Below are 19,965 nucleotides of genomic sequence, written 5' to 3'. Positions count from 1 at the left end.
ATTTAATTTCAATTATGTAAACACGGTGCTGCTATGCGTTTAGAAGCGGTATTTTAAACCCACATAAACAGTACGTGGCATGCCTGGCTGAATTTGTGTTTTCCCGTAGCGAATTTCAGCTTGTAATGCATACTGCTTATCTGTGATATTAGATATTCGCGCATGCACTTCAAATACATTGTTTATTGCATAATTAGCCTTTAAATTACCGATTGTATAACCTGAATATTCACGGGTGTTTTCACTGTCCATCCAGTAGTCTCCAATACTTTGCATTTCAGCAATTATATGAAGGCCAGATATCGCTTTGCTCTTATAGTTTAAGCGAACGTTGGCAACATAATCAGGTGCCATAGGTAAGCTGTTGCCCGATAAATCGACTTCACTTGATTGTTTAGTGCGATAATCAACGCGCCCTTGATCTTGAATGTAATAATCAAATTCATGATTAGATTGCGAATAAGCTAAAGCCAGAGACCAAATAGGATTGATCCGATAATCCACACCAAGCTCAAACCCTTGGTGATTAACACTTGCAGCATTAACACGGTAACTAGCGCCAAAATCATCATAGGCAGTCACAATGGCATCTTTTACATCCATAAAATAATATGCCAATTCAACACTAAGCTTATCTAAGTTTGCTTTATAACCCACTTCATAAGTGTCGGACGTTTCTTCATCCAACGAGCCTAGTTGTGCGCTGGTTTCTTTAGTTTTCAAATGATAAAGCTCTGACGCTGTTGGAATACGAATGGCATTGGCAAAACGCGCGTAAACACTCATTTGCTTATCAAGCAAATAATTCACACTCACTTTTGGGCTTAAGTGCTGGTAGCTGTCACTGCGGCTAGCAATTGAACGATTACCGAAGCCGTCATCGTCATAAACAGCCAGATTATTATCAAACTCATAACGGTTATTATCGTAACGTAGCCCTAAACTGTAGCTCAGTGCATCGGTTAGATAACCAATGTGTTGAATGTAAGGCGATATGCCAGTAAAGCTGGTCTTATCATCATAAAAAACATGCCCTTCTGGATAGGTCGCCGCTCCCCAGCCCGTTGTGATACGCGTAGTGGGTTGAAAAGAATAAGCATCACCTTCTGAATATTCAAAGTCAACACCCACGGTAGTTTCAAAGTCGTTTTTATGCACAAAGTTACTTAACGCAAGTAAGCCAAAAGTGGTCACACTCGATTCAACTTGCGGCATATTAGGCTGCCAAGTCGCGACATAGTTATTGTCTCTAAATCGTGCGTATGGAATAACAGAGGCAAACACGTCATCACCTTGATATTGATATTCAGAACTCAAACGCATGTAATCGGTTTTACGCCTTGGATCTAGTGCCTCAACTTCCTCTGGTAAGCCAGATTGCGTTGGGTCATCGGCAAACTGTTCACCATTAAGCGAACTTTGCATTTGCTGATCTAATGTTGATGCAATAAAGCTGGTTTTGATACTTTGCTGCGCATCAATATGCAATTCATGTAATGTATTAAACTCAAATTTTTCAAGGTGACTGTTGTCACGCCAACCATCATTGTTTAGATAGCCAGCAGATATGCGAACACCATTATCCTCTCCCATTAAATGTGTATAACTTCCGTTGTAACGTTGATAATTATGCTCACCTATTGTTGCTGATAATTCATTTTTATTGGCGCTAACTGGTGCAGAAATCACATTTACCGTTGCAGCAACCGCACCGGATCCATATAAGCTAGTACCTGCGCCTTTCATTACCTCTAAACGCGATAATGACGAATTACTGCTCGCCCACCAAAGCGCGTTATGGTTATAAAACGCCGCTGATTGCAACGGAATATTATCTTGCAAATAAAGCGTGTAACCGCCGTAATTTATTGGCATGCGAATAGCAGCATTATGCCCTTGCCCACCGGAGAGCTGGTTAATCAACACACCCGAAATCGTTTGCAGCGACTCAGATAAATGTTGTGCATTGTCTTTTTCAATCACCTCACTGCTAACACTGCCAATACTTAATGCTTGTTCAGTATTAGCTTTCCCTAAGCGATTTGCTGTAACCGTAATTTTTTCAATGTCTTCATTCATCGCTTCATCAGCCAGCACATTAAAGTGCGAAAAAACTGCGAGCGCAAGTAATGAGCGCTTGAAACAAACAGTCATGAATAAAATTCCTTATTTCGATTAATTATTAATTTGATTAAATGTACTGCGGCGCTTAGTTAATGTTGCTCTGCGTTTGTATCGAGAGATATAAAGCAACAAACCAAGTATTGTTGTGCTGAGTAATGCGATAATTATCAGCGTAATGATGCTATCTCGTAATCCTTTACCAATTGGATTCAAAAAGTGGTATTTATGCAGATAACCAAAATGCCAACTGCGAGCTTGCTGCCAAGGCGTATCAATTGCTGCAATGTAACCAGTGTGGACCTCAACACTATAAATGGTGGGATCATTATCAAAAGTGACTTGAACAACAGGTAGCCGCTTGTTGATAAAGGCATAGCTTGGACCAAATTTATCGACTTTTTGCCACGTTTCTATAGGTGCTGAAAGGTTTAATTGCTGCGCCAAAATTGTTTCTACTAAAGCAAGATCATTCAACTTAAGTTGCGATTGCTGCCAATAGCTAAATGAGCGGCTTCGCTTTTGAAAGTGAACAATTTGGCTAATCATTTCGCCATGAATATTAACCAACTGAAAATTGTGGCCACCGGATTTTCTTAAGCTATTAATAGGATCATGCTTTAACTGCTTACTAGAAAGCGTGTTACTAGGAACAATTTGCCTAAATGTTTCTGGAAATAGCTTATCAATTAGAATATGCATACTACTGGTTGAAAAGCCCAACAAGCACACACTGAGTGAAATGCCAAATAAACGATGTAATCGTTGTTTTGAATAACGGGTGTCTTTGATTTTACGCCACAGTAAGGAGTACGCAACTACGCCACTTAACGCCATCAAAAACAACGACACACTGATAACAAGCATGGGAACAATACGTGTTAAATCATGGGTATTTCCCAAAAAACTGAAAGTATGTAGTTGACCAAACCAATACGACACAGACTCCCTTAATGGCGTATTATGTGCAGCGATACGTTTACCCAAAGTATCTATGTAAATTAAGCTCTTGTCCGCTAATTCCATTTTATAGACAGGCAAAATACGGTTTATTTTACTATAACCAAAAGTAAACGTAGTTAGCTTATGAATCGAACGCGTTGTTTTACCTGACCATTTTGTCGCCAAATACTCTGCATAAACAGCATCGCTTAAGTCATGCGATAACTCTGCTGTCTCAATATCAAAGTACTTAGTGTGCAATTCACCATTAACATTTTGCGAAATTTGATAATAATAGCGATTCTGGTAATCAACTAGACTAGCGTGACTAAATGCAAAAATCGCGTGTTTTTCTAACACTCTGTCAAGCGGGACATAATGTGCGATAGCAGCAGAATTGATCGTGACTGGCTGGGGAATAATGCGTTCAGCTTTAGTAAAATGAGACATAAAAGGGTGTAGTAAACCCGACGCAGCCCACAGCATAAATGGCACACATGCAAATAACGCAAATCGCTTATGCCACACCAAAAATGATTTAATCATATAACTCATTTAATTATTAATTTTTAGTGCTTATTGTATTTATCTGTAACTACTTTTTGATGCGACATAATGTCGCAGTTTACAAATCACCTTGGTGTAATAAAACGTGATACACCCAATGCGCACCTTATCCTATTCTTGGATGCATAAGATTTATGTCTGTGAGTAGGTTACTTTGCAATACGCTATGCATTTAAAATCATTAGTAAAACAAAATATTTCAGGGCAGTGGCAATTTTTTGTAAGTTCGTTATTCGACACCTTAGAAGCATCTTATCCTGCACAAGAGCGAGTTTCGTTTTTAACTAAAATGGGCAAACATGCCAGCCGCTCGTTAGACATTCACCCTGAGCTAACATTAGTAGAACTCAATGAACGCATAAACCAGTTTTGGTTTGAACGTCGCTGGGGTCACTGCAATATCTTTGAAAAAGACAATGGCTTAGTCATTGAACATTACATTTCACCGCTCTGTGCTATTTTAAAACCCGAACACCAAGAATACGGTGACGCGTTTTTAACAGGGCTTTATTCCGAGTGGTTAAAAAACGCCAGCGCACCATACCAAGGCATTATTAAGAAAGTGAATGCTGAAAACATTGATGACATTGCAGTGCGTTTAAGCTACCACGTCATTTAGGAAAGACTATGACGACTCAATATACTGCTTGTAACAATGTTATTCATGTCACTTTTTCAAAAAAGCAAATGCATTCTAAGTACATGCCAAAACGAGATGAAACACTCGCAGAAATGTTTAAACGACATAAGGTTGTGGTGCCTTCTGATCTGATTTTTAAATACAAATAAAGTAAATAAAGTCAGGCAGTTGCCGATAATAAGAAGCGTTATAAAAGTATAACTAAAATTCTCTCCCAAAATAAAATAGGAATTCACATAATGTATGATAACCCTACAGTCATTATCACCGTTAAGTTAAATGAGATTTTTGCAGCAATTAAAAGTAAAGTGGTTTATTGCAAAGACAATTTTGCAATGGTAGGTGACACTTTCATTAGCTATGAAGTTGATAAGCAGTCTGATCCAGATAGTTTAATTGATATTTCAGGTCCGTCCGGCGATTCATTTGATCCGCCAACAATTACCATTAAACCAGGCACAACAGTCGATTTTGTTGTTAACCCAACGGATAATGATGGTCAACCAGTTTATTTTGAGTGGTTTCATGACCCAGCGCTTAAAGCATTACGTTTAGGCGTCGCGTCTAATGCTACTCGTTATCAGGCACTGGATAATGCACAATTTCCGGTAGATGTAACAATGACTATCATTGCTCAATTTGATATTCAAGGCCAATCAGAAGAGTTTACGATTGGTTGGGATCCGATTATTGTAGTTAAAGATGTTGATCCTCAATAATTGACCGGAGTTCTGGTTCATTCCAGTTTTTCCAAAGGGGAGACGTTATCGCCTCCTCTTTTGGGTAACCTTTTGCTATCGCCAACTTTAATTTTTTAAGTGCGCTTTTAGCATCATTCAGCGCATCATAGGCCTGTGCGGCAAGATAAAACTCGATGGCATTTTCCCGATGCGATAATGAATCTAGTATTTGTAACGCATCCACGCTTTCACCGATGCGTGCTTTATAATAAGCCCAAGCAAGTTTAGCACGGCTGTTTTGTTTATTAATTGAAAATACTTTTTCCGCTAAATCAGCCGCTTGTTTGTAGGTAGAGTTTGTATCTGGGTGTTTAGTTAACCAATACGAATCCGCCAAATTGCCCCAACTGACGTAATTTTGTTTATCTATTGCAATTGACATTTTATAGGCTGCAATTGCCTCTGAATATTGACCCAATATAAAGTGAAATCCGCCAATATTAGAATGACCTGTTGCGGTTGGGTTTAAAGTATTACCCTCTTTTGCATAGCTTAATGCCGATTGCAAATCGCCTTTACCATAGAAACTTGCCGAAAGACCAATATAGGCGTTGCTATTTTTTGGCGTTAAGGAAACTAATCGCTGATAGGTTGCAATAGCCTTATCGTATTGCGCAGTTCGGTAGTACAAGCGCCCTAACTGATTAAGTCCTTTCCAATGATTAGGTGTAATTTTTAGCGCTGCCTTATAACTTTGCTCAGCTAATGCATTTTCTTTTAGTTGTTGATAGGCCCTTGCCAATTCAAAGTGAAGGTACTCATCATTTGGGTTTTCTATTACTAGAGCTTTTAGTAAATTACTTGCTTTTTCTGCATTACCACGCCTAAGCGCAAGCGAATGTGCCAAATAGCCAACTTGAACGTGGTTTTGGTCAAGTTCAGCAAGCTGCTTGATAGTTTTTTCATAAAGTAGTAACCAATGCTCATTTTTAGTGTCGTGAAATTTATTCCTGTAGGCAAACGCTAGCCCCTCATACGGCTTTATGAATAAAGCATCTAATTCAATGGCTTGTTTAAAGTGGTCAATCGCAGTATCGATATAATTTTTTTGGTCTGAGCGAAAGGTATAACCAATTGCAGCAATATAGTGTTTATAGGCGCCATCAAACTCAGTACCTTTACTTGCCATATTACTTTTTGGCCAATTAAGCATGGTAATAGCTTCATCAAACACTGCTTGGTTTGAGGCAAATAAGTCTTTTGCATTTACCTTAAATTGCTGCTGCTTTAGTGCAACACCTGATGCACCGTCTATCAGCTCTAAATTGATTAAGCGCTGAGAGCCTAAATGCTGAATACTGCCGGTTAATACTAAATCGGCACCATAGCGTTTGTGTACGTCATCAACGGTTAAATTTTTCAGTTTGGCTACTTCGGCGCTTGGAATAACCCAGCTATTGGTTTTTTCTCTACCCACTTTGCCAAGCTCGGTGCTTAACGTTACCGCTAAGCCTTGGCAAAACAGCTGTACTTGCGGGTCGTCATTAATATTTTGTAATGGCAATACCGCGATACGTTTATTCTCGCTAATGCGCTTTTCAAGTATCTGCTGATTGCTAGGCGGGAATAAAATAGGCTGTAAAAGGACTGCCATTACACCTAAAAACACCGCTGATAGACTGACTTTTTGCCAAGGCGCACGTCGTTGCCACCAGTTTGGCTTTTGCACTAAGGCGTCGTTTAAATCGGTAAAAGCGTCAATAACATCTGAAAGAACAGGCCTTGTTGATGGCTCAACCACCAGCAAGCTTTGAATAAGGGTGATTATCGCTTCGGGTAATTGTGTGTGTTTATCAGCTAGATTTTTAGCTTCACCTGTTGTGATTTGTGCTTTTATCACTTCAAGTGATTTTCCATCAAAGGCTTTTTCACCAGAAAATAACTCAAATAACACGGCGCCAAGGGCATACAAATCGCTTTGTTTGCTGGCGTTTTGCCCTAAATAAAGCTCAGGCGCTAAGTAAGTTGGCGAGCCGATTATTGCTGCCTGTGACTCACCACCGAGTACATGGGATAAACCAAAGTCGAGTACTTTAAGCTGATTATGTATATCAAACATAATGTTATCAGGCTTGATATCACAGTGCAGAATGTCGTTTTTATGGGCGTATTCAATGGCATTGCACAGCTGCAGCGCAATATGGGCTTTTTCTTTTAATGGTAGCTGTGTGGCGATTTTTGCTTTTAGGCTATCGCCGTCAACCCACTCCATCACTATGGCAAGCTGTTCATCATTTTGAATAATTTCATGAATGGTAACAATATTGGGGTGGCTTAATTTACTGGCGAGTTTGGCTTCTTGCACTAAGTCGCTTTGCTTATCCGTGTTTGGTACAAGTTTGAGGGCGACAATACGATCCAACACAGGATCTTTAGCTTTTAAAATTGTGGCAAAGCCACCTGAAACCGTGCCTAAAACTTCAAAGTCACTGAGGTTTCGCTGGGTGACAATAGCAGCTTCTTTTGCTACATCACTTGCGGGTGTAATAACTTGTGTTATTTCTAAATCACCGCCCGTGTTAGTTTCGTTACAACGAGTGCAAGTAGCGGTTGAAACATCTAACGCGTTGCCACAGTGCTGGCATAATTTACTCATAGTGCAAAGCTTTTATTATTGTTGATTGTAATTAAGCAAAGTTACATCACATAATAACGGCAAAAGATTCCAATACCAAGCGTTGATATGAGGGAAAAATGGGTACATTTACTAATTCGGTTACAGAGCAAACAATTCAGCTGCGAGACCACCACATTATTGGCCGTCACCCAGAAACAGCACACACCTTAATTAGAGAAACTTCGGTTTCACGTAGCCACTGTTTAATTGAATGGCAACAAGGTAATTGGTTCTTACAAGACATCAGTGCCAACGGCACTTACATTAATGGCAAACGCGTTGCTAAAAACATCAAACACGACTTAAAAGTAAATGATGTTGTGCAGTTTGGCGATAGTGAAAGCGTAAAATGGCAAGTTTCGAGTTTAGAGCAGCCATGTCCATTTTTAAAAAGCACCAATGAAAGTGTGAGTGACTTTGCCCTTAACCACCACGTAAACATGCTTAATTGCGATGACCAAGAACAAATGATCAGCCAAACGCTCTCTGGCCAATGGTTACTTGAGCAAGAAGGTAATGTTAAAGCCATTCATAACGGCGATTTAGTACGTTACCAAGGCAATCAATACATTTTAATTGCGCCAAGCGATATTGACGCGACACAAGAGTGCGAACAGACCGCCGAGCACACCGTAGATGTGAACTTTACAGTAAGCCAAAACGAAGAGCACGTTGGTGTGCTTGTAAATATTGATGGTCAATCAATTGATTTAGAAGACAGAACGCACCACTACTTGGTGTTATTACTGGCGCGTAAATACGTGGAAGACAAACAAAACAACGTACCCGACAGCGAAGCGGGTTGGCTTGATAAAAGCCTGTTAATGCGCCAAACACGTATGGAAGAAACCCATATCAACACGCAGTTTTATCGTTTTAGAAAGCAGCTGCATACTGCGGCGAAAAAACTAAATTTAGACGTTGATATTATTGCTAGACGCCGCGGCGAAATTCGCTTGCAGTGCAACACGATTAATATTGCACAAAGCAAAGTAGCTTAAAACCGTTTAACGTGCCCTCGCACTGCTCAATGTGAGCAAGCGCAACTAATGAATCGCCCCTTGGTTGCGCTTTTTTGTGGCTGAAATTTACTTTTCGCTAATCATGCATGCTACGCGGAGCGAGTTAACACTACTCACTACCGTGGCTGTTAAAAAAGCGCGTAAAAAACCTTTTCAATGCGTGGCAGCCACATCATCATAGTTGCCGCCCCTACCCCAATTAATGTAATCGTTGCGCCAAACACCGACATAAACGCAACCAGCCATTTTACTAAAAGGTTATTTGTACGTTTTGCCCAAAATACGAGTTCTGCAATGAACATAGGTAACAAGTAACAAGCAAAAGACATCGCGATATCCGCAGGCCCATCAAGATTACGTGAATTACCAAGCGGTCCCTGATTTACCACAAACCAGCCCATTAAGTACAAACGGAACGTCCAAACCCCATTTACCAACAAAAAGCTGTGCACAGCAAAACGCTGATGCACGTTAAATTGTTTTTTACACGCGGTACGCCATGCAAAATAGATAAAAATAGGAATTAGAATACCGTTTAGCGTAATGCCCATTGAACCAATATCGCTAAAGCGCATGCCCGTCACCCAAGTAAGGTATAAACCGGTTACCGCACCACTAATACCCAAAATAAAGAAGATGCGACCATTGATCCGGTGAAAACGCGGATAGTTGTTTCTAATTGTTGGTACCAACTGTGAAATACCACACAGTGCCAAGATAATTGCTGGTACCACATGAGAAAAAAACATCACGCCATCAAACACGCGTTTATCTTGCACCCCTTGCCCTGGTAACAAATTATGTGTCACCTCGCTGTTACCAGCGATTGTGGGCATGACATATAAAATAAGAATGTATAACGCGAACATCCACTGCCCCAAAAGAGCGGTAACAAACCAGGTTTTAACGCTTTTATCTAAGATTAGTTGTGGTGATAAACCGTTTTTCACACCATCTGCTAGTAAACTTTGCATAACTGCCCCAAATTTTTAATTTATTGATTTAGTTAACAAATTGGCACACCAAATATTAAATTTCGCGCCGAGTTTGAAATTCGGCATACAAAAAATACGAAAAAGTTACTTACAAATAGCAAATTGATTGATAGGTGCGGGCTGGTTACACTTAGTGCTAGTTTAATTCTGGTTTTGACATATTGTTATGACCCTTTCGAGTTTTTATATTTTAGTGCTTTGCATCAGCATTGGCGGTTTAATTGCGCAACTGTTTGTACGTGAAAAGCAACTACCGCACATCTTATTTGCAGTATTTTGTGGCTCAATCGCCATGACACTGACGCAAAAACTAAGCGGCGATGCTATTGGCGCTTATAAATATTTAATTGGCTTAGGAACCGTAGCGACCTGCAACTGCTATTGGTTATTGTCGCGTAGCTTTTTTCGCCAAGAAAAAGCCATTGAACGGCACCACTTGGCCTTTGCGCTTGTCATTTCAATGCTCATTTTCGTTAAACAAGGTTATTTGTTTGCAAGCTCAACTGCATTAATTAATGCAAGTGAGCAGTCGCTATTTCGCCATGCACTGTCTGAAATCACCATATTGCTGTCATCGTGCGTGTTGGTTTTATCATTTTGGGAAGGGTGTCGCGGCTTTAGAAGCGCTTCAAAAAAAGAGCAACTACAACGCGTGTGGTTTTTATCAACCTTCGCACTAGCGGTAGGCATTAGCAAGTTGAGCAACTACATCTTTGCCAGTGATGTAGCAGCAAAGCAGTGGGTGGTCACAGCCATTATTTTAATAGTAGTTGTTAATACTCACATTTTGCTTATCTGGCGAAATAAAATCCACTGGCAACAACACGCTGGTACAGAAAATACAGTTAAAGATTTCGTGGCGGCAACAGAACCCCGTGTTTTACCATCTGACAATGACGTGTTACTTGCCGCACAAATTAGCCAATTAATTGAAAACGAATCCTTATTTTTACAAGCTAATCTCAAGGTCGCAGATGTAGCTCGTCACTTAGATGTGCCTGAATACCGTGTTAGCCGTGCGTTAAAAACGCACATTAGTGATAAAAATTTCAATCAATACATAAATGGGCTGCGTATTGAGCACGCCAAAGAGTTATTGGCCGATACAACTAAACAAGATTGGTCGGTATTAGTGGTTAGCCTTGAAAGCGGGTTTGCTTCTGTAGGGCCATTTAGCCGCGCGTTTAAAAGCAAAACAGGTGTTACTCCCAACCAATTTCGTCAAATGCATGTGAGTGAGGCGTTAGTTAACGCAAGTTAACAAGCACGATTGTTGCTGCGGTTGTTGCTAATAAATTAAAAAGGGCCTGAGCCCTTTTTTAATTACGATAAGGCAGTTGAAAATAACGGCCGTTGTTTTACCAATACAATGCGAATAATAATCGCGCTTAACGCAAAAATTTGCCAGTCGGGTACATCCAACGCAAAGGTATAGCGCATCAATGCCAGCAAACCAAAATAACCAATCGCCGCGTATTGCAGCCACAACCAAACAAATGGCGTATTATTTTGCCTGCACGCTAAGCGCTTGCCAACTTTAAGCCCAGCAAGAGTAAATAGATACACCACAGCGCCCACCACAAGAAATGATGTCCAGACAAACACGGTTTGCCACTCTACTACTTGCGCCGACTTTGCAGGCCCCGACCAAAGCGCATCCCAACTTACCGCAACAATCAACGACCACGAAATGGTAGCGACCAACGGATCGGTTTCATCATCGGCAAATATCTCGTGATATAAATACACCGCAATAAAGCCAATTGCGACAATACCCAACATCGGCGTTAGCCAAGGCAGCCATTTGATACCGTAAAAACTCAGTAAATAGCCACACATAGGTAAAAGTGTGTGTGAGCCAACCACGCCGGTGATCCATTTCGTGCGTGTTTTACGGCACGTAAGCTTGGTACTATAAAGCGCTGTTACTAGGGCTACATCCATGCCAATCGCAGCACCCATCAGTAAACAGGCAATAAGGTATTCAGCGGCGAACTGCATTGTCTTCACCCATTAACCATGCAAGTCTAATATCCCACTTATGGTGATGCTCAGGCGCAAGTGGTGCTTGCTTGTCATCAACCTGTTCAAGTACATTTTTGGCTTTGCTGATATTGGCATCGCGACCAAATAAAAAGCTTTGCTCCTGCACTATGGTTTTATAGGCTTTGTTGAGTTTAAGCGCGCGCTCTTTTGACGGCATAATTAGTTCATAAATGCTGCTAAGGTTAGCAACTTTATCGCGTTTTACTGTGCCATCACTGTCGAACCAGCGCAGTAACATTTCTTGATTTTGCCTAAACTCATCACCGCCGCCGACGCGTTGAAGGTACGTTAAGAACTCCCCTTGCGATTCGCCTAGCGTAGGAACATCTTTTTGCGCTTTTAAGTCGATATAACGCCAACCGAGTTTGCCTTCTACTTTACGTGGAAACGAAAAGGTTTGGTCGATAGTCGTGCCAACGGTTTTATGACAGCCATTACAAAACATCAGCTCTTGATAATGTTGCGGGCGAAGTTTGCCTTGTTGGTCTTCAATATAACCATTAATGGTCCAACTAAAGCCGTTATCAATACCGCGCTCGCCAATTGAAATGGTTTTAGGTAATTGTTCAAACTCTTTTTCTTTTGCCTCAAGCGTGTACGCACCGCGCAGCTTGTTGGCTGATTTGAATCCGTGCTTTTTCATATAACGCACTTCTTTCATGCGCGGGGCATTGTAAATTTCGCCTTTTTCATCAACCCCTAAATACCGCACTGTGTGTAAGAGCTCTGTGCCTTTTGGGTACAGCATACTGTGAAGTGGCACTTGTTTAGCATCACCCAAGTAGTGGCTTTGTTTATTTATTTGCGTGACTTTGCCAAGCGTGCCGTCGTTATTTAAATCAACATTAATAATACGCTCGTCAATTTCTGGGGTAGAAATTGTTGGTAACTCTTTAATTGCCATTTCTACCAAGCTTAAGTTAGCAAAATACACATCGAGATTAAATTCGCCGTTTATTTCACGAAAGGCGTTAGGCAAGCGGATCATCGCATCACCGGTTGAGCCATTTGTTGGCCAAAAGGTACTTGGAAACGGCTTGTAGTTAAATGCAACCCAATGACTGTTATCTTTTGCAAGCCCTTGCTGGTTAAAGGCTTTTTCAGGGTACGCCAAATTATTAATAAACATTGCATTGGCTTGAGGCGATGTATGATGAGTGTGTGCAAACTGACCATAGTTATCTTGATTAACGTAAGCCAAAATGGCGTCGTCACTGATGCCTTTAATTAAGTCGGAGCGATCAATAAACAGGTTTTTCCAACTGTTGTTCATGCCTTCATCTGAAAACTGATAATCGCCCTGTAAATCGCCGTCATTCATAATATTTGGGCGTTTTTCGCTGTGCTTATAGGTTTGGTGACAGGCATAACACGGGTTGTTTTTGCCTTCGGTTTTGGTGTAACACTGCGGTGGGATCACCGCCTCAGGGTTATAAATTTCATTGTGTTTAATGTAATCGAGCGCGTTATGACTGGCATTTTGTTTGTTTGCAAAAACACAAAAACTCGCAAACGTTATAAACGCAGCAAGTACAAGGTTTAGGTATTTCATACTCATTCTTCCAACTAAATGAGAAGTGCTTATACCAATTCTGTTAAGTATGTGATCAAGAGTCGAACTGGATAAATGAAATGATAACAAGGCAGAATTTTTCTTATGTAGTTGTTCTACATTGATAAATTCTAACGCAGTTAGCATGATATTTAGTCCGCTAGGATGATCCGCTACTTAAGTAAACTGGTATTATTCACTTCTCTTAAAAACAATTGCTTACTTTTTCACAGGCTCATAAAGCCAAAGCGTATTGTTTTCTTGGAAACCGTCTTCACCAATGATGATACGGCCGTCGTCCATAACGATTACGTTGTCAGGCTGTGAAAGTTGGTCAACATCACAACGTGCTGCTCCTGATAAGCTGCTGCGGTAGGTTGAACCCATTACTAATGGTTCGATGCGGCTGATGTTATAACCTTCTTCTAGTTTTGCACGATAAACACCACCACAATCTTTAACGCGGCTTGATAGCTGAATATCGCCTTCGTTATCAATTAGCGTGTTATCTAAATCGGCAATTGCAAGGTACACGTACGCATCACGTACATCTTCACCATCAATGGTATTTACGCCTTCAATTGCTTCTTGTGCACGCTTGGTATTTATTGAAATACCTTCTAGCTTACGCCACTCTGCTGTTGCCCCTTTTAAACGTGCTGCTTGACGTGACTCTAGGAATACCGCTCGGTTATCCATCGGCTCACCCGCAGTCACTTTACCGCCGCCATTGGCAACCGTTGGGTAAGTTGCCGCGCCATTTGCCCACGCTTCCACGTCAGCCATGGTCATGTAGTTTGACTCGCCCTCAACATATTGATCGGTACCAATACCGTCAAAATCAGCAATCCATGCTTCAATCATTGTGTTGTCGCCGTGGCCAAGTTCAACCCAAGCAACATCAAAACCCGTTGTCGCTGGGTCATTCTGACCAACATCTTGGGTTAATTTGGCACCGTAAAGCGTACCTGCACTTAAATCTTCTGGCGTATCGGCAACAAATTTAAACAACACACCACCGGTATCATCTTGCGATAGATACACAGTTTTACCATCTGGCATTACCGTTGCATTTTCATGCTCAAAACGACCCAATGCGTAGTGCTTAACTACCATTGGTTCATTTGATGTTGGGTTTTGTACTTCTGCAATATAACCATAGCGATACGGGTTTGGCGCATCCGGTGCTGTAAGTTGCCACATGTAACCAATGATATCTGTGTTCATTACTGCAGGGTTGTTCCAATCTGGGTGAGTAGTAGTATCTACTTTAGAGTTTACGATCCATTCTTCAGATGTGAGCGGTGTATTCCATGGCGTTACTGAACCAAAACAGTTTGCCGCTGTGCCTTTTACACCATCAAAATCAAGCATCATGGCATCAGTAACTGTCCAGCTGCCTTGATTATCTTTTTCAAGCGCCATACGGCTCATCCCACCTGGGTACATTTCCCAGTTAGTGAATAGGTAACCTTTACCTGCGCCCGTTTGAATAAAGCCGTTAAAGTCGGGCATATCGTTTTCAAGAATAAGCTCATCTCCCACCATTGAATAAATATGACCCAGTCCTTTTGGTAATTTACCTTCATAAGTATCACCAGTTTGACCTAGCACTTGATACTGACCATACGCACTCATAACTGTTTGACGCTCTGCATCGCTCACCGGTACTGGTGAATCAATCAGTGTTTCAGGTAGGTTATTAAAATTAACACCAGCAAGTACACCCACAGTACCTGTGTGGAATGTTTTACCTGCAGCATTCGTTACAGTATTGCTGTCTGATGGGTGCTGGGCGTTGAAAAATAAATCACCTTCTTGTGATAAAAAGATACCCGTCACTTCTGCGCCTGTTGGCACTGTTGCTAGGCGCGTTAGTTTACCAGCTGAACCATCGCTACCATTTGTGCCATCTAAACCATCAGTACCATTTTGGCCTGCTGCCCCTGTTGAGCCTTGTGCGCCATCATCGCCATCTGAACAAGCCGTTAGCGCGAGTAATACTGACAGCGCAAGTGCGCTCATTTTTATTTTTTTATGTTCCATTTTATTTTCCATAAGTGACGGTAATTAAATTCGCGCCCTATGGTGTCGCGTTAATATGAAAAATAAGTTACTGAATAATTAATAAAAGAAGTCGGTTTGATTACGTTACATGCTTAGCGAACCCATTAAGGTTTTATTTAGGCATACACATTAAACTCAACGTGCAAACCTTAGATACAACATAGAATTGTACTTGAGATACGTGTAAAGATGAGAGTTACTTATGTGGAATGACGTTCTGTGTAACTATTCTAAATTTCTTTTTATCAGTGTTGTAACAGGAGACCCTTTCGAACGGATATTTGAAAACTACTTTTCAGCACTTATTTTATATCTAATCACAATGAGCAAATATCGCTCGTTCACATACATTCAATTTATTTCTTATAACTTAATTAATTTTTCAATAGATTAAGATTTTGTTATTTTGCTTTTTCGTATTGTACAAGCTAAGCAACTTTGTAAAGCCTGATTTGTGCACTTTTATATGTTTGAGGGATAAACAGTGAATGATATTGAAAGAAATAAGCTAATAAAAACAAGTTGGCAATTACATAGTTTGGTAGAAGATAGTTACCTCAATAACTCCGCTACCAAGGGAGATGAAGAGTGGCTAGAAAAGCAGCGTATTCTGTTAGCAGATATGGCTATTCATTTATTACAAACAGCTATGAAGCCAGGAAGTATCGAACTTGATAAACTAAAAAATAATCTTCACTCCATTTTGACCATCACAGATCAGTTTTTACCGCACTCTGGACTCAAACAAGCAACAGATAAGCTTTACGAATAAAAATAAAAGTTAATTAAACTAAGTTTGCTAATACTTACCGCTATTCGGCTTCGCCAAAAGATTTTAGCCTTCGCTTATATGCGAACAGGGCAATACTTAAAAGCAACAGAGGGGTTTTCACACGCGCTAACGCTGTATAAAAAAAATGGCGGTACTGATTATACTGTGGTCGATTTTTTGAATAACATGATTAGTGACGCAAATACCAAACTTATGCATTAAGTTAATACAAAAAAAGCGCCAGATGTCATTGGCGCTTTTTTCTAAAATTTTGATTTACCTAACTATAAGTACCGTTAGTTAAAGGTAATAGACCAACTGTTTAGCGTGCCCGTATCTTTACGATAGTTGTCTTCTACCCGTAGCTGCCACTCGCCGTTTGCAACCGATGAGGTTGTTACTGCGTATTGCGCTTTTACGTCATTAGCAGAGTCTGAGCCATTTTTACTTTTAAGCGTAAACTCGCTGCCGTCGGGAGCGATTAACACCAAACTAATATCACCACGATAGGTATGCGTTATATCTACATCAACCGTAATAGTGTTGGCACTGCCAAAACGCGTTATCGCTAAGTTTGATGTTACTGACGCGTTATCTGGAATTGCCGTTGCTGTCGTATTGGTAAATACTGACTGCGCAGGCTCAGTTGGTGTTGTGCTACCACCTTCAAATGTTTGACCTGAATTTACTTGATTTGATGTAGCCGATGCCAAGTGCCAACTAAAGTCACTATACACTTTGCCTGTACCTTTAAGTTGTAATGATGTTCCAACAAGAGTACTTGTGCTTTGTGCAATGCCAATGTCGGTTGATGTTAACCCTTTTGCAGGGCCATCAGTTGCAGTTAGCTTGCCTTCATAACTTAAAAATTGCACCACTTCGTTTTTCGAATTTATCAATGCTATGCCATCAGCCGCGCCATTTTGCAAACCTGCAATCGCAAAAAATTGCGTCCCGAAACCACCCTGCTGATCTGCAAGTACGCCCGATAAACTTACGGTTTTATATGCGCTGCCGCCATTGCCATTGTATGCCACCAGCGACCAACCGCTCAAATCAATGCCCGCTGCACCTGCAATTTCAACACCTTCGTTTACGTCGGTGCCGTCATTGTCATAATGAAGCTCGTTAATCCAAGGCGTGCTGTCACTTTGTGTGGTCGGTGTGCCAGTATCAGGGCCTTCACCTGAACAGTTGCTTTCAAATACACATGCAACAAATTCTGGGTGGTCAATAAATGGATTACGATTGCCTTGATGCTCAAAGATTGCGTCGTTTCGGCGCGTTTCAAAACTGTCTACGGGATCGGCTTTATGCCATGCCAGCAAAGTTGATTTTAGTCCCATATAAGCAATCGCTTCATTGCCACCTGTTTTTGAGCCCTCAATTAACATGCGATCATCGGTCAGAATAAGATCAGGTTCTAACACCCCTGTGACTGAGTGACTACCACCTTCATAACGCACTGCTAAGTACATAAGTGCACGCGCTACATCACCACGGCGTGCAGGCCACGTTTGCCATGCTCCCGTCGCACCCGAACCCAGCGTTAAGTTAATATCATCTGAGCCACCGCCGCGATTATTGTTAAGCTCCGTTGCTTTTACCATGCACGCTGCATCGCTGCACGTTGCATACGGTTTATTACTGCGGCTTGAGTTATAACTGCTATCAGCAATAAACAAATGGTGCAAATCTGTGTAAGGGTAATTATTGCTGCCGTCACTTGGAAAGCCGTACGATTTTGGCCAACTGTGCTCGCGATTATACTGAGTGTTGCCGCCGCCAACTTTTGCATAGCTCGCGTTTTTATACACATCAATCACGTTATTACTATTTGCCGGATCTTGATCCGCAATTTCCAGTACATCCCAAGTGTCGGTGCTTGATGAAGTATACGGAATTTTAGTATGCCCTTTAATGATGTTATGTAGGGTTTGTTTTAGTTTAGTTGGCGAAGATTGATCAGCCGACTGATAGTAATTTTCAGGTGCTGCTGCCAGCGATTGCGTTGCACAACTTGCAACAATGATTGGCGTTACGATTTTTAAGCGTGAGAGATTCATGGTTATCCATTTGTTTTTATTAAAAATTCAAATCAATACCATCCTTTGTATACTGCTTCCTGTGCAATTTTTTGAAATTATTGCCGCGCTACTTTAAAGCATTGTTTTTACAATTTCCTTACATTTAGAGCCAAAACTCTATTTAAATCTCGAATGAGCCAGCTGTAAGCCATACAGAGCAAGGGGTTTGCAGTTTCGATAACAAATGTAAACAAGAGGTAAAAATAGTTGTTTAAAATTTCTTCAAACTGTGTCATTAATTTGTAATCAAAAACGGGTAAACCAAAAGATGAGGATGTAATTCATCGGTGGCAATATGATGACAACTAAACGATACCTAATTGAATTTGCAATCAGTGAAGATGACAGCGTGCAACGTTATGTGGCAGGACCTAATCTATCACTTGACGGCGTAACCGCGTGGGCAGAAAAACTAGAGCAAGAAGAGGAGATTTTTGAGTCTTTTACGATTAAAGATGTATCTGACTAGCAAAGAAAACAGCCCTAGCGCGCATTGAAAGCATTCTGAATTTGGCTAAACTTAAAATATGCCAATATCACGTCGTTATTTTATCAAATCGTCGAGCGCGCTTGTTGCAAGCTCGCTTTTTCAGGTTGGCTATTTAAACGCAGCAACAACCCTACCAAATGCCGATGATTTGGCACAAGACAACGAAATTAAACAGCGTAGTGAACATACCTTAGTATTCGCATCGCCCTATCACACCTCAGATGCCTCATTCGTTCCACATTTACATATCGAGTTTAAACGCAATATTCAATCCCTGTCACAAGGCAAGATATATGTTGATATTCAAGGACAAGGGGCAATGGGCATTGGTACCGACCTTATGGCTGCGGTATCGCGGGGACGCATTGATGCAGCACTTATTTCGGTTGCTAATTTATCGCGTGCGTTACCACTTCTAGATATCTTAAACATTCCGTTTTGGGCAGGTGACGATCAAGCCTTGCTAAACCTCATCAGCTCGCCCTACTGGCAGCAAAACGTCATTGAAAAAATAGCAAAGCAAGGCAAATTGGCTATTTTATATCACTACATTACAGGCGGGCGCACACTCAGTACCACAAAACGCACAAACACAGTTATTAAGGTCCCTACCGACCTTAAAAATAAAGTCCTGCGCATACCTGCAAGTAAGGTGCTTAAACACTTTTATAGCATGACCGATGCGCATATTGTTGAAGTTAATTGGGCAAACGTGGCAGCAATGGCACGCGTAGGCAAGTTTCACGTGCTCGACCCCGGTATAGTTGGCCTGTATGCAGGTCCTAATAATTTACGTGACGAAATCGCCACCATTACGCAGCTTAATTCTGTGCCTGATACCTGGGTCAACGTAGTCAGTCAAAAATGGCTTAACACCTTACCGCGAACGCTGCGTTTAGCAGTAAACGATGCTGCTGAAAAAACTTTTTTATCTCAGCTAAGTAATGTCAGTCATATCGAATCAAACTGTGAACAGGAGTTTATAAAGCGAGGCTGCACTGTGTTTAAACCAGATCAACCAACGATTGCCTTATGGCAAGACCAATTTGGTCATCATCGCCATGAATGGCGCGATATTAAAAAATCACTGCTCGGCTCGAGTAATGAGTTTTCTAGATTATTAGACGCAACTAAAACCCCAAGTAAACACTCACTAACTTAAATTATGTCTTGTTATCAACTCGAATCAAGGTCCCGCAATTACAATCTAGTTAATACGTACCAGAACAAGTAATACACTGCTTCTCTGGGCGAGTCATTCATTAAAACTGTAACTAGCTCTTTGATACATATAATTAAAATAGTCA

General features: G+C 41.0%; 16 protein-coding genes. 8 read left to right on the top strand and 8 right to left on the bottom strand.

The window, feature by feature from the left end:
- Window positions 1–39 precede the first annotated feature (39 nt).
- Entirely contained in the window at window positions 40–2,154 is a 2,115-nt protein-coding gene (locus PSPO_RS16440) for a TonB-dependent receptor (protein ID WP_010559466.1), read from the bottom strand.
- Window positions 2,155–2,175: 21 nt separating this feature from the next.
- A complete protein-coding gene (locus PSPO_RS16435; protein ID WP_010559467.1) occupies window positions 2,176–3,609 on the bottom strand; it encodes a PepSY domain-containing protein in 1,434 nt (477 codons plus the stop codon).
- A 187-nt stretch (window positions 3,610–3,796) separates the two neighbouring features.
- Between PSPO_RS16435 and bcsD the strand changes: the two genes are divergently transcribed.
- From bcsD to PSPO_RS16425, 3 genes are all read left to right on the top strand, one after another.
- A complete protein-coding gene (gene bcsD / locus PSPO_RS16430) occupies window positions 3,797–4,249 on the top strand; it encodes a cellulose biosynthesis protein BcsD (protein ID WP_010559468.1) in 453 nt (150 codons plus the stop codon).
- A gap of 8 nt (window positions 4,250–4,257) precedes the next feature.
- Window positions 4,258–4,419, top strand: coding sequence for a hypothetical protein (locus tag PSPO_RS21710; protein ID WP_158523458.1), 162 nt, complete (start codon window positions 4,258–4,260; stop codon window positions 4,417–4,419).
- A 90-nt stretch (window positions 4,420–4,509) separates the two neighbouring features.
- Window positions 4,510–4,989 (top strand): hypothetical protein, encoded by a 480-nt coding sequence (locus PSPO_RS16425; protein ID WP_010559469.1) that lies wholly within the window; start codon window positions 4,510–4,512, stop codon window positions 4,987–4,989.
- On the opposite strand, the gene PSPO_RS16420 is transcribed toward PSPO_RS16425, so the two are convergent.
- The gene (locus tag PSPO_RS16420; protein WP_010559470.1) at window positions 4,967–7,606 is read right to left on the bottom strand and encodes a serine/threonine-protein kinase; all 2,640 of its coding nucleotides are present in this window, start codon (window positions 7,604–7,606) and stop codon (window positions 4,967–4,969) included. The two genes, PSPO_RS16425 and PSPO_RS16420, sit on opposite strands and share 23 nt — an antisense overlap.
- A gap of 98 nt (window positions 7,607–7,704) precedes the next feature.
- Between PSPO_RS16420 and PSPO_RS16415 the strand changes: the two genes are divergently transcribed.
- Window positions 7,705–8,628: an FHA domain-containing protein gene (locus PSPO_RS16415; protein ID WP_010559471.1), complete on the top strand. Its 924-nt coding sequence runs from the start codon at window positions 7,705–7,707 to the stop codon at window positions 8,626–8,628.
- Window positions 8,629–8,777: 149 nt separating this feature from the next.
- Here PSPO_RS16415 and PSPO_RS16410 read toward each other — a convergent pair whose 3' ends face one another.
- Window positions 8,778–9,623, bottom strand: coding sequence for a DUF2306 domain-containing protein (locus tag PSPO_RS16410; protein ID WP_010559472.1), 846 nt, complete (start codon window positions 9,621–9,623; stop codon window positions 8,778–8,780).
- 187 nt (window positions 9,624–9,810) lie between these two features.
- On the opposite strand from PSPO_RS16410, the gene PSPO_RS16405 reads away from it, so the two are divergent.
- Window positions 9,811–10,905 (top strand): helix-turn-helix domain-containing protein, encoded by a 1,095-nt coding sequence (locus tag PSPO_RS16405; protein WP_010559473.1) that lies wholly within the window; start codon window positions 9,811–9,813, stop codon window positions 10,903–10,905.
- A 62-nt stretch (window positions 10,906–10,967) separates the two neighbouring features.
- Here PSPO_RS16405 and PSPO_RS16400 read toward each other — a convergent pair whose 3' ends face one another.
- The 3 genes from PSPO_RS16400 to PSPO_RS16390 all read right to left on the bottom strand — a co-directional run bounded on the left by PSPO_RS16400 (window position 10,968) and on the right by PSPO_RS16390 (window position 15,288).
- Entirely contained in the window at window positions 10,968–11,645 is a 678-nt protein-coding gene (locus PSPO_RS16400; protein WP_010559474.1) for a manganese efflux pump, read from the bottom strand.
- On the bottom strand, window positions 11,629–13,242 hold the full coding sequence (locus PSPO_RS16395) for a hypothetical protein (protein WP_010559475.1): 1,614 nt from the start codon (window positions 13,240–13,242) through the stop codon (window positions 11,629–11,631). Before PSPO_RS16395 ends, PSPO_RS16400 begins: the two co-directional genes overlap by 17 nt.
- Before the next feature lie 219 nt (window positions 13,243–13,461).
- Entirely contained in the window at window positions 13,462–15,288 is a 1,827-nt protein-coding gene (locus PSPO_RS16390; RefSeq protein WP_010559476.1) for an alkaline phosphatase PhoX, read from the bottom strand.
- 505 nt (window positions 15,289–15,793) lie between these two features.
- On the opposite strand from PSPO_RS16390, the gene PSPO_RS16385 reads away from it, so the two are divergent.
- A complete protein-coding gene (locus tag PSPO_RS16385; protein ID WP_010559477.1) occupies window positions 15,794–16,081 on the top strand; it encodes a hypothetical protein in 288 nt (95 codons plus the stop codon).
- Window positions 16,082–16,377: 296 nt separating this feature from the next.
- On the opposite strand, the gene PSPO_RS16380 is transcribed toward PSPO_RS16385, so the two are convergent.
- On the bottom strand, window positions 16,378–18,147 hold the full coding sequence (locus tag PSPO_RS16380; protein WP_010559478.1) for an endonuclease: 1,770 nt from the start codon (window positions 18,145–18,147) through the stop codon (window positions 16,378–16,380).
- A gap of 316 nt (window positions 18,148–18,463) precedes the next feature.
- On the opposite strand from PSPO_RS16380, the gene PSPO_RS21705 reads away from it, so the two are divergent.
- Complete coding sequence (locus PSPO_RS21705) at window positions 18,464–18,637, top strand: hypothetical protein (protein WP_158523457.1); 174 nt, start codon at window positions 18,464–18,466, stop codon at window positions 18,635–18,637.
- Window positions 18,638–18,695: 58 nt separating this feature from the next.
- Window positions 18,696–19,820, top strand: a complete 1,125-nt coding sequence (locus PSPO_RS16375; protein ID WP_010559479.1) for a TRAP transporter substrate-binding protein — start codon at window positions 18,696–18,698, stop codon at window positions 19,818–19,820.
- Window positions 19,821–19,965 lie beyond the last annotated feature (145 nt).

This window comes from Pseudoalteromonas spongiae UST010723-006, assembly GCF_000238255.3.
Classification (GTDB): Bacteria; Pseudomonadota; Gammaproteobacteria; order Enterobacterales; family Alteromonadaceae; genus Pseudoalteromonas; species Pseudoalteromonas spongiae.
The sequence above is the reverse complement of the archived record's forward strand: the minus strand, read 5'-3'. Positions and strand labels throughout refer to the sequence as shown.

Bases quoted from the DNA above. Each gene is read 5' to 3' on its own strand.
- PSPO_RS16440 (WP_010559466.1), bottom strand. From the start codon at position 2,154: ATGACTGTTTGTTTCAAGCGCTCATTACTTGCGCTCGCAGTTTTTTCG.
- PSPO_RS16435 (WP_010559467.1), bottom strand. From the start codon at position 3,609: ATGATTAAATCATTTTTGGTGTGGCATAAGCGATTTGCGTTATTTGCA.
- bcsD (WP_010559468.1), top strand. From the start codon at position 3,797: ATGCATTTAAAATCATTAGTAAAACAAAATATTTCAGGGCAGTGGCAA.
- PSPO_RS21710 (WP_158523458.1), top strand. From the start codon at position 4,258: ATGACGACTCAATATACTGCTTGTAACAATGTTATTCATGTCACTTTT.
- PSPO_RS16425 (WP_010559469.1), top strand. From the start codon at position 4,510: ATGTATGATAACCCTACAGTCATTATCACCGTTAAGTTAAATGAGATT.
- PSPO_RS16420 (WP_010559470.1), bottom strand. From the start codon at position 7,606: ATGAGTAAATTATGCCAGCACTGTGGCAACGCGTTAGATGTTTCAACC.
- PSPO_RS16415 (WP_010559471.1), top strand. From the start codon at position 7,705: ATGGGTACATTTACTAATTCGGTTACAGAGCAAACAATTCAGCTGCGA.
- PSPO_RS16410 (WP_010559472.1), bottom strand. From the start codon at position 9,623: ATGCAAAGTTTACTAGCAGATGGTGTGAAAAACGGTTTATCACCACAA.
- PSPO_RS16405 (WP_010559473.1), top strand. From the start codon at position 9,811: ATGACCCTTTCGAGTTTTTATATTTTAGTGCTTTGCATCAGCATTGGC.
- PSPO_RS16400 (WP_010559474.1), bottom strand. From the start codon at position 11,645: ATGCAGTTCGCCGCTGAATACCTTATTGCCTGTTTACTGATGGGTGCT.
- PSPO_RS16395 (WP_010559475.1), bottom strand. From the start codon at position 13,242: ATGAAATACCTAAACCTTGTACTTGCTGCGTTTATAACGTTTGCGAGT.
- PSPO_RS16390 (WP_010559476.1), bottom strand. From the start codon at position 15,288: ATGGAACATAAAAAAATAAAAATGAGCGCACTTGCGCTGTCAGTATTA.
- PSPO_RS16380 (WP_010559478.1), bottom strand. From the start codon at position 18,147: ATGAATCTCTCACGCTTAAAAATCGTAACGCCAATCATTGTTGCAAGT.
- PSPO_RS21705 (WP_158523457.1), top strand. From the start codon at position 18,464: ATGATGACAACTAAACGATACCTAATTGAATTTGCAATCAGTGAAGAT.
- PSPO_RS16375 (WP_010559479.1), top strand. From the start codon at position 18,696: ATGCCAATATCACGTCGTTATTTTATCAAATCGTCGAGCGCGCTTGTT.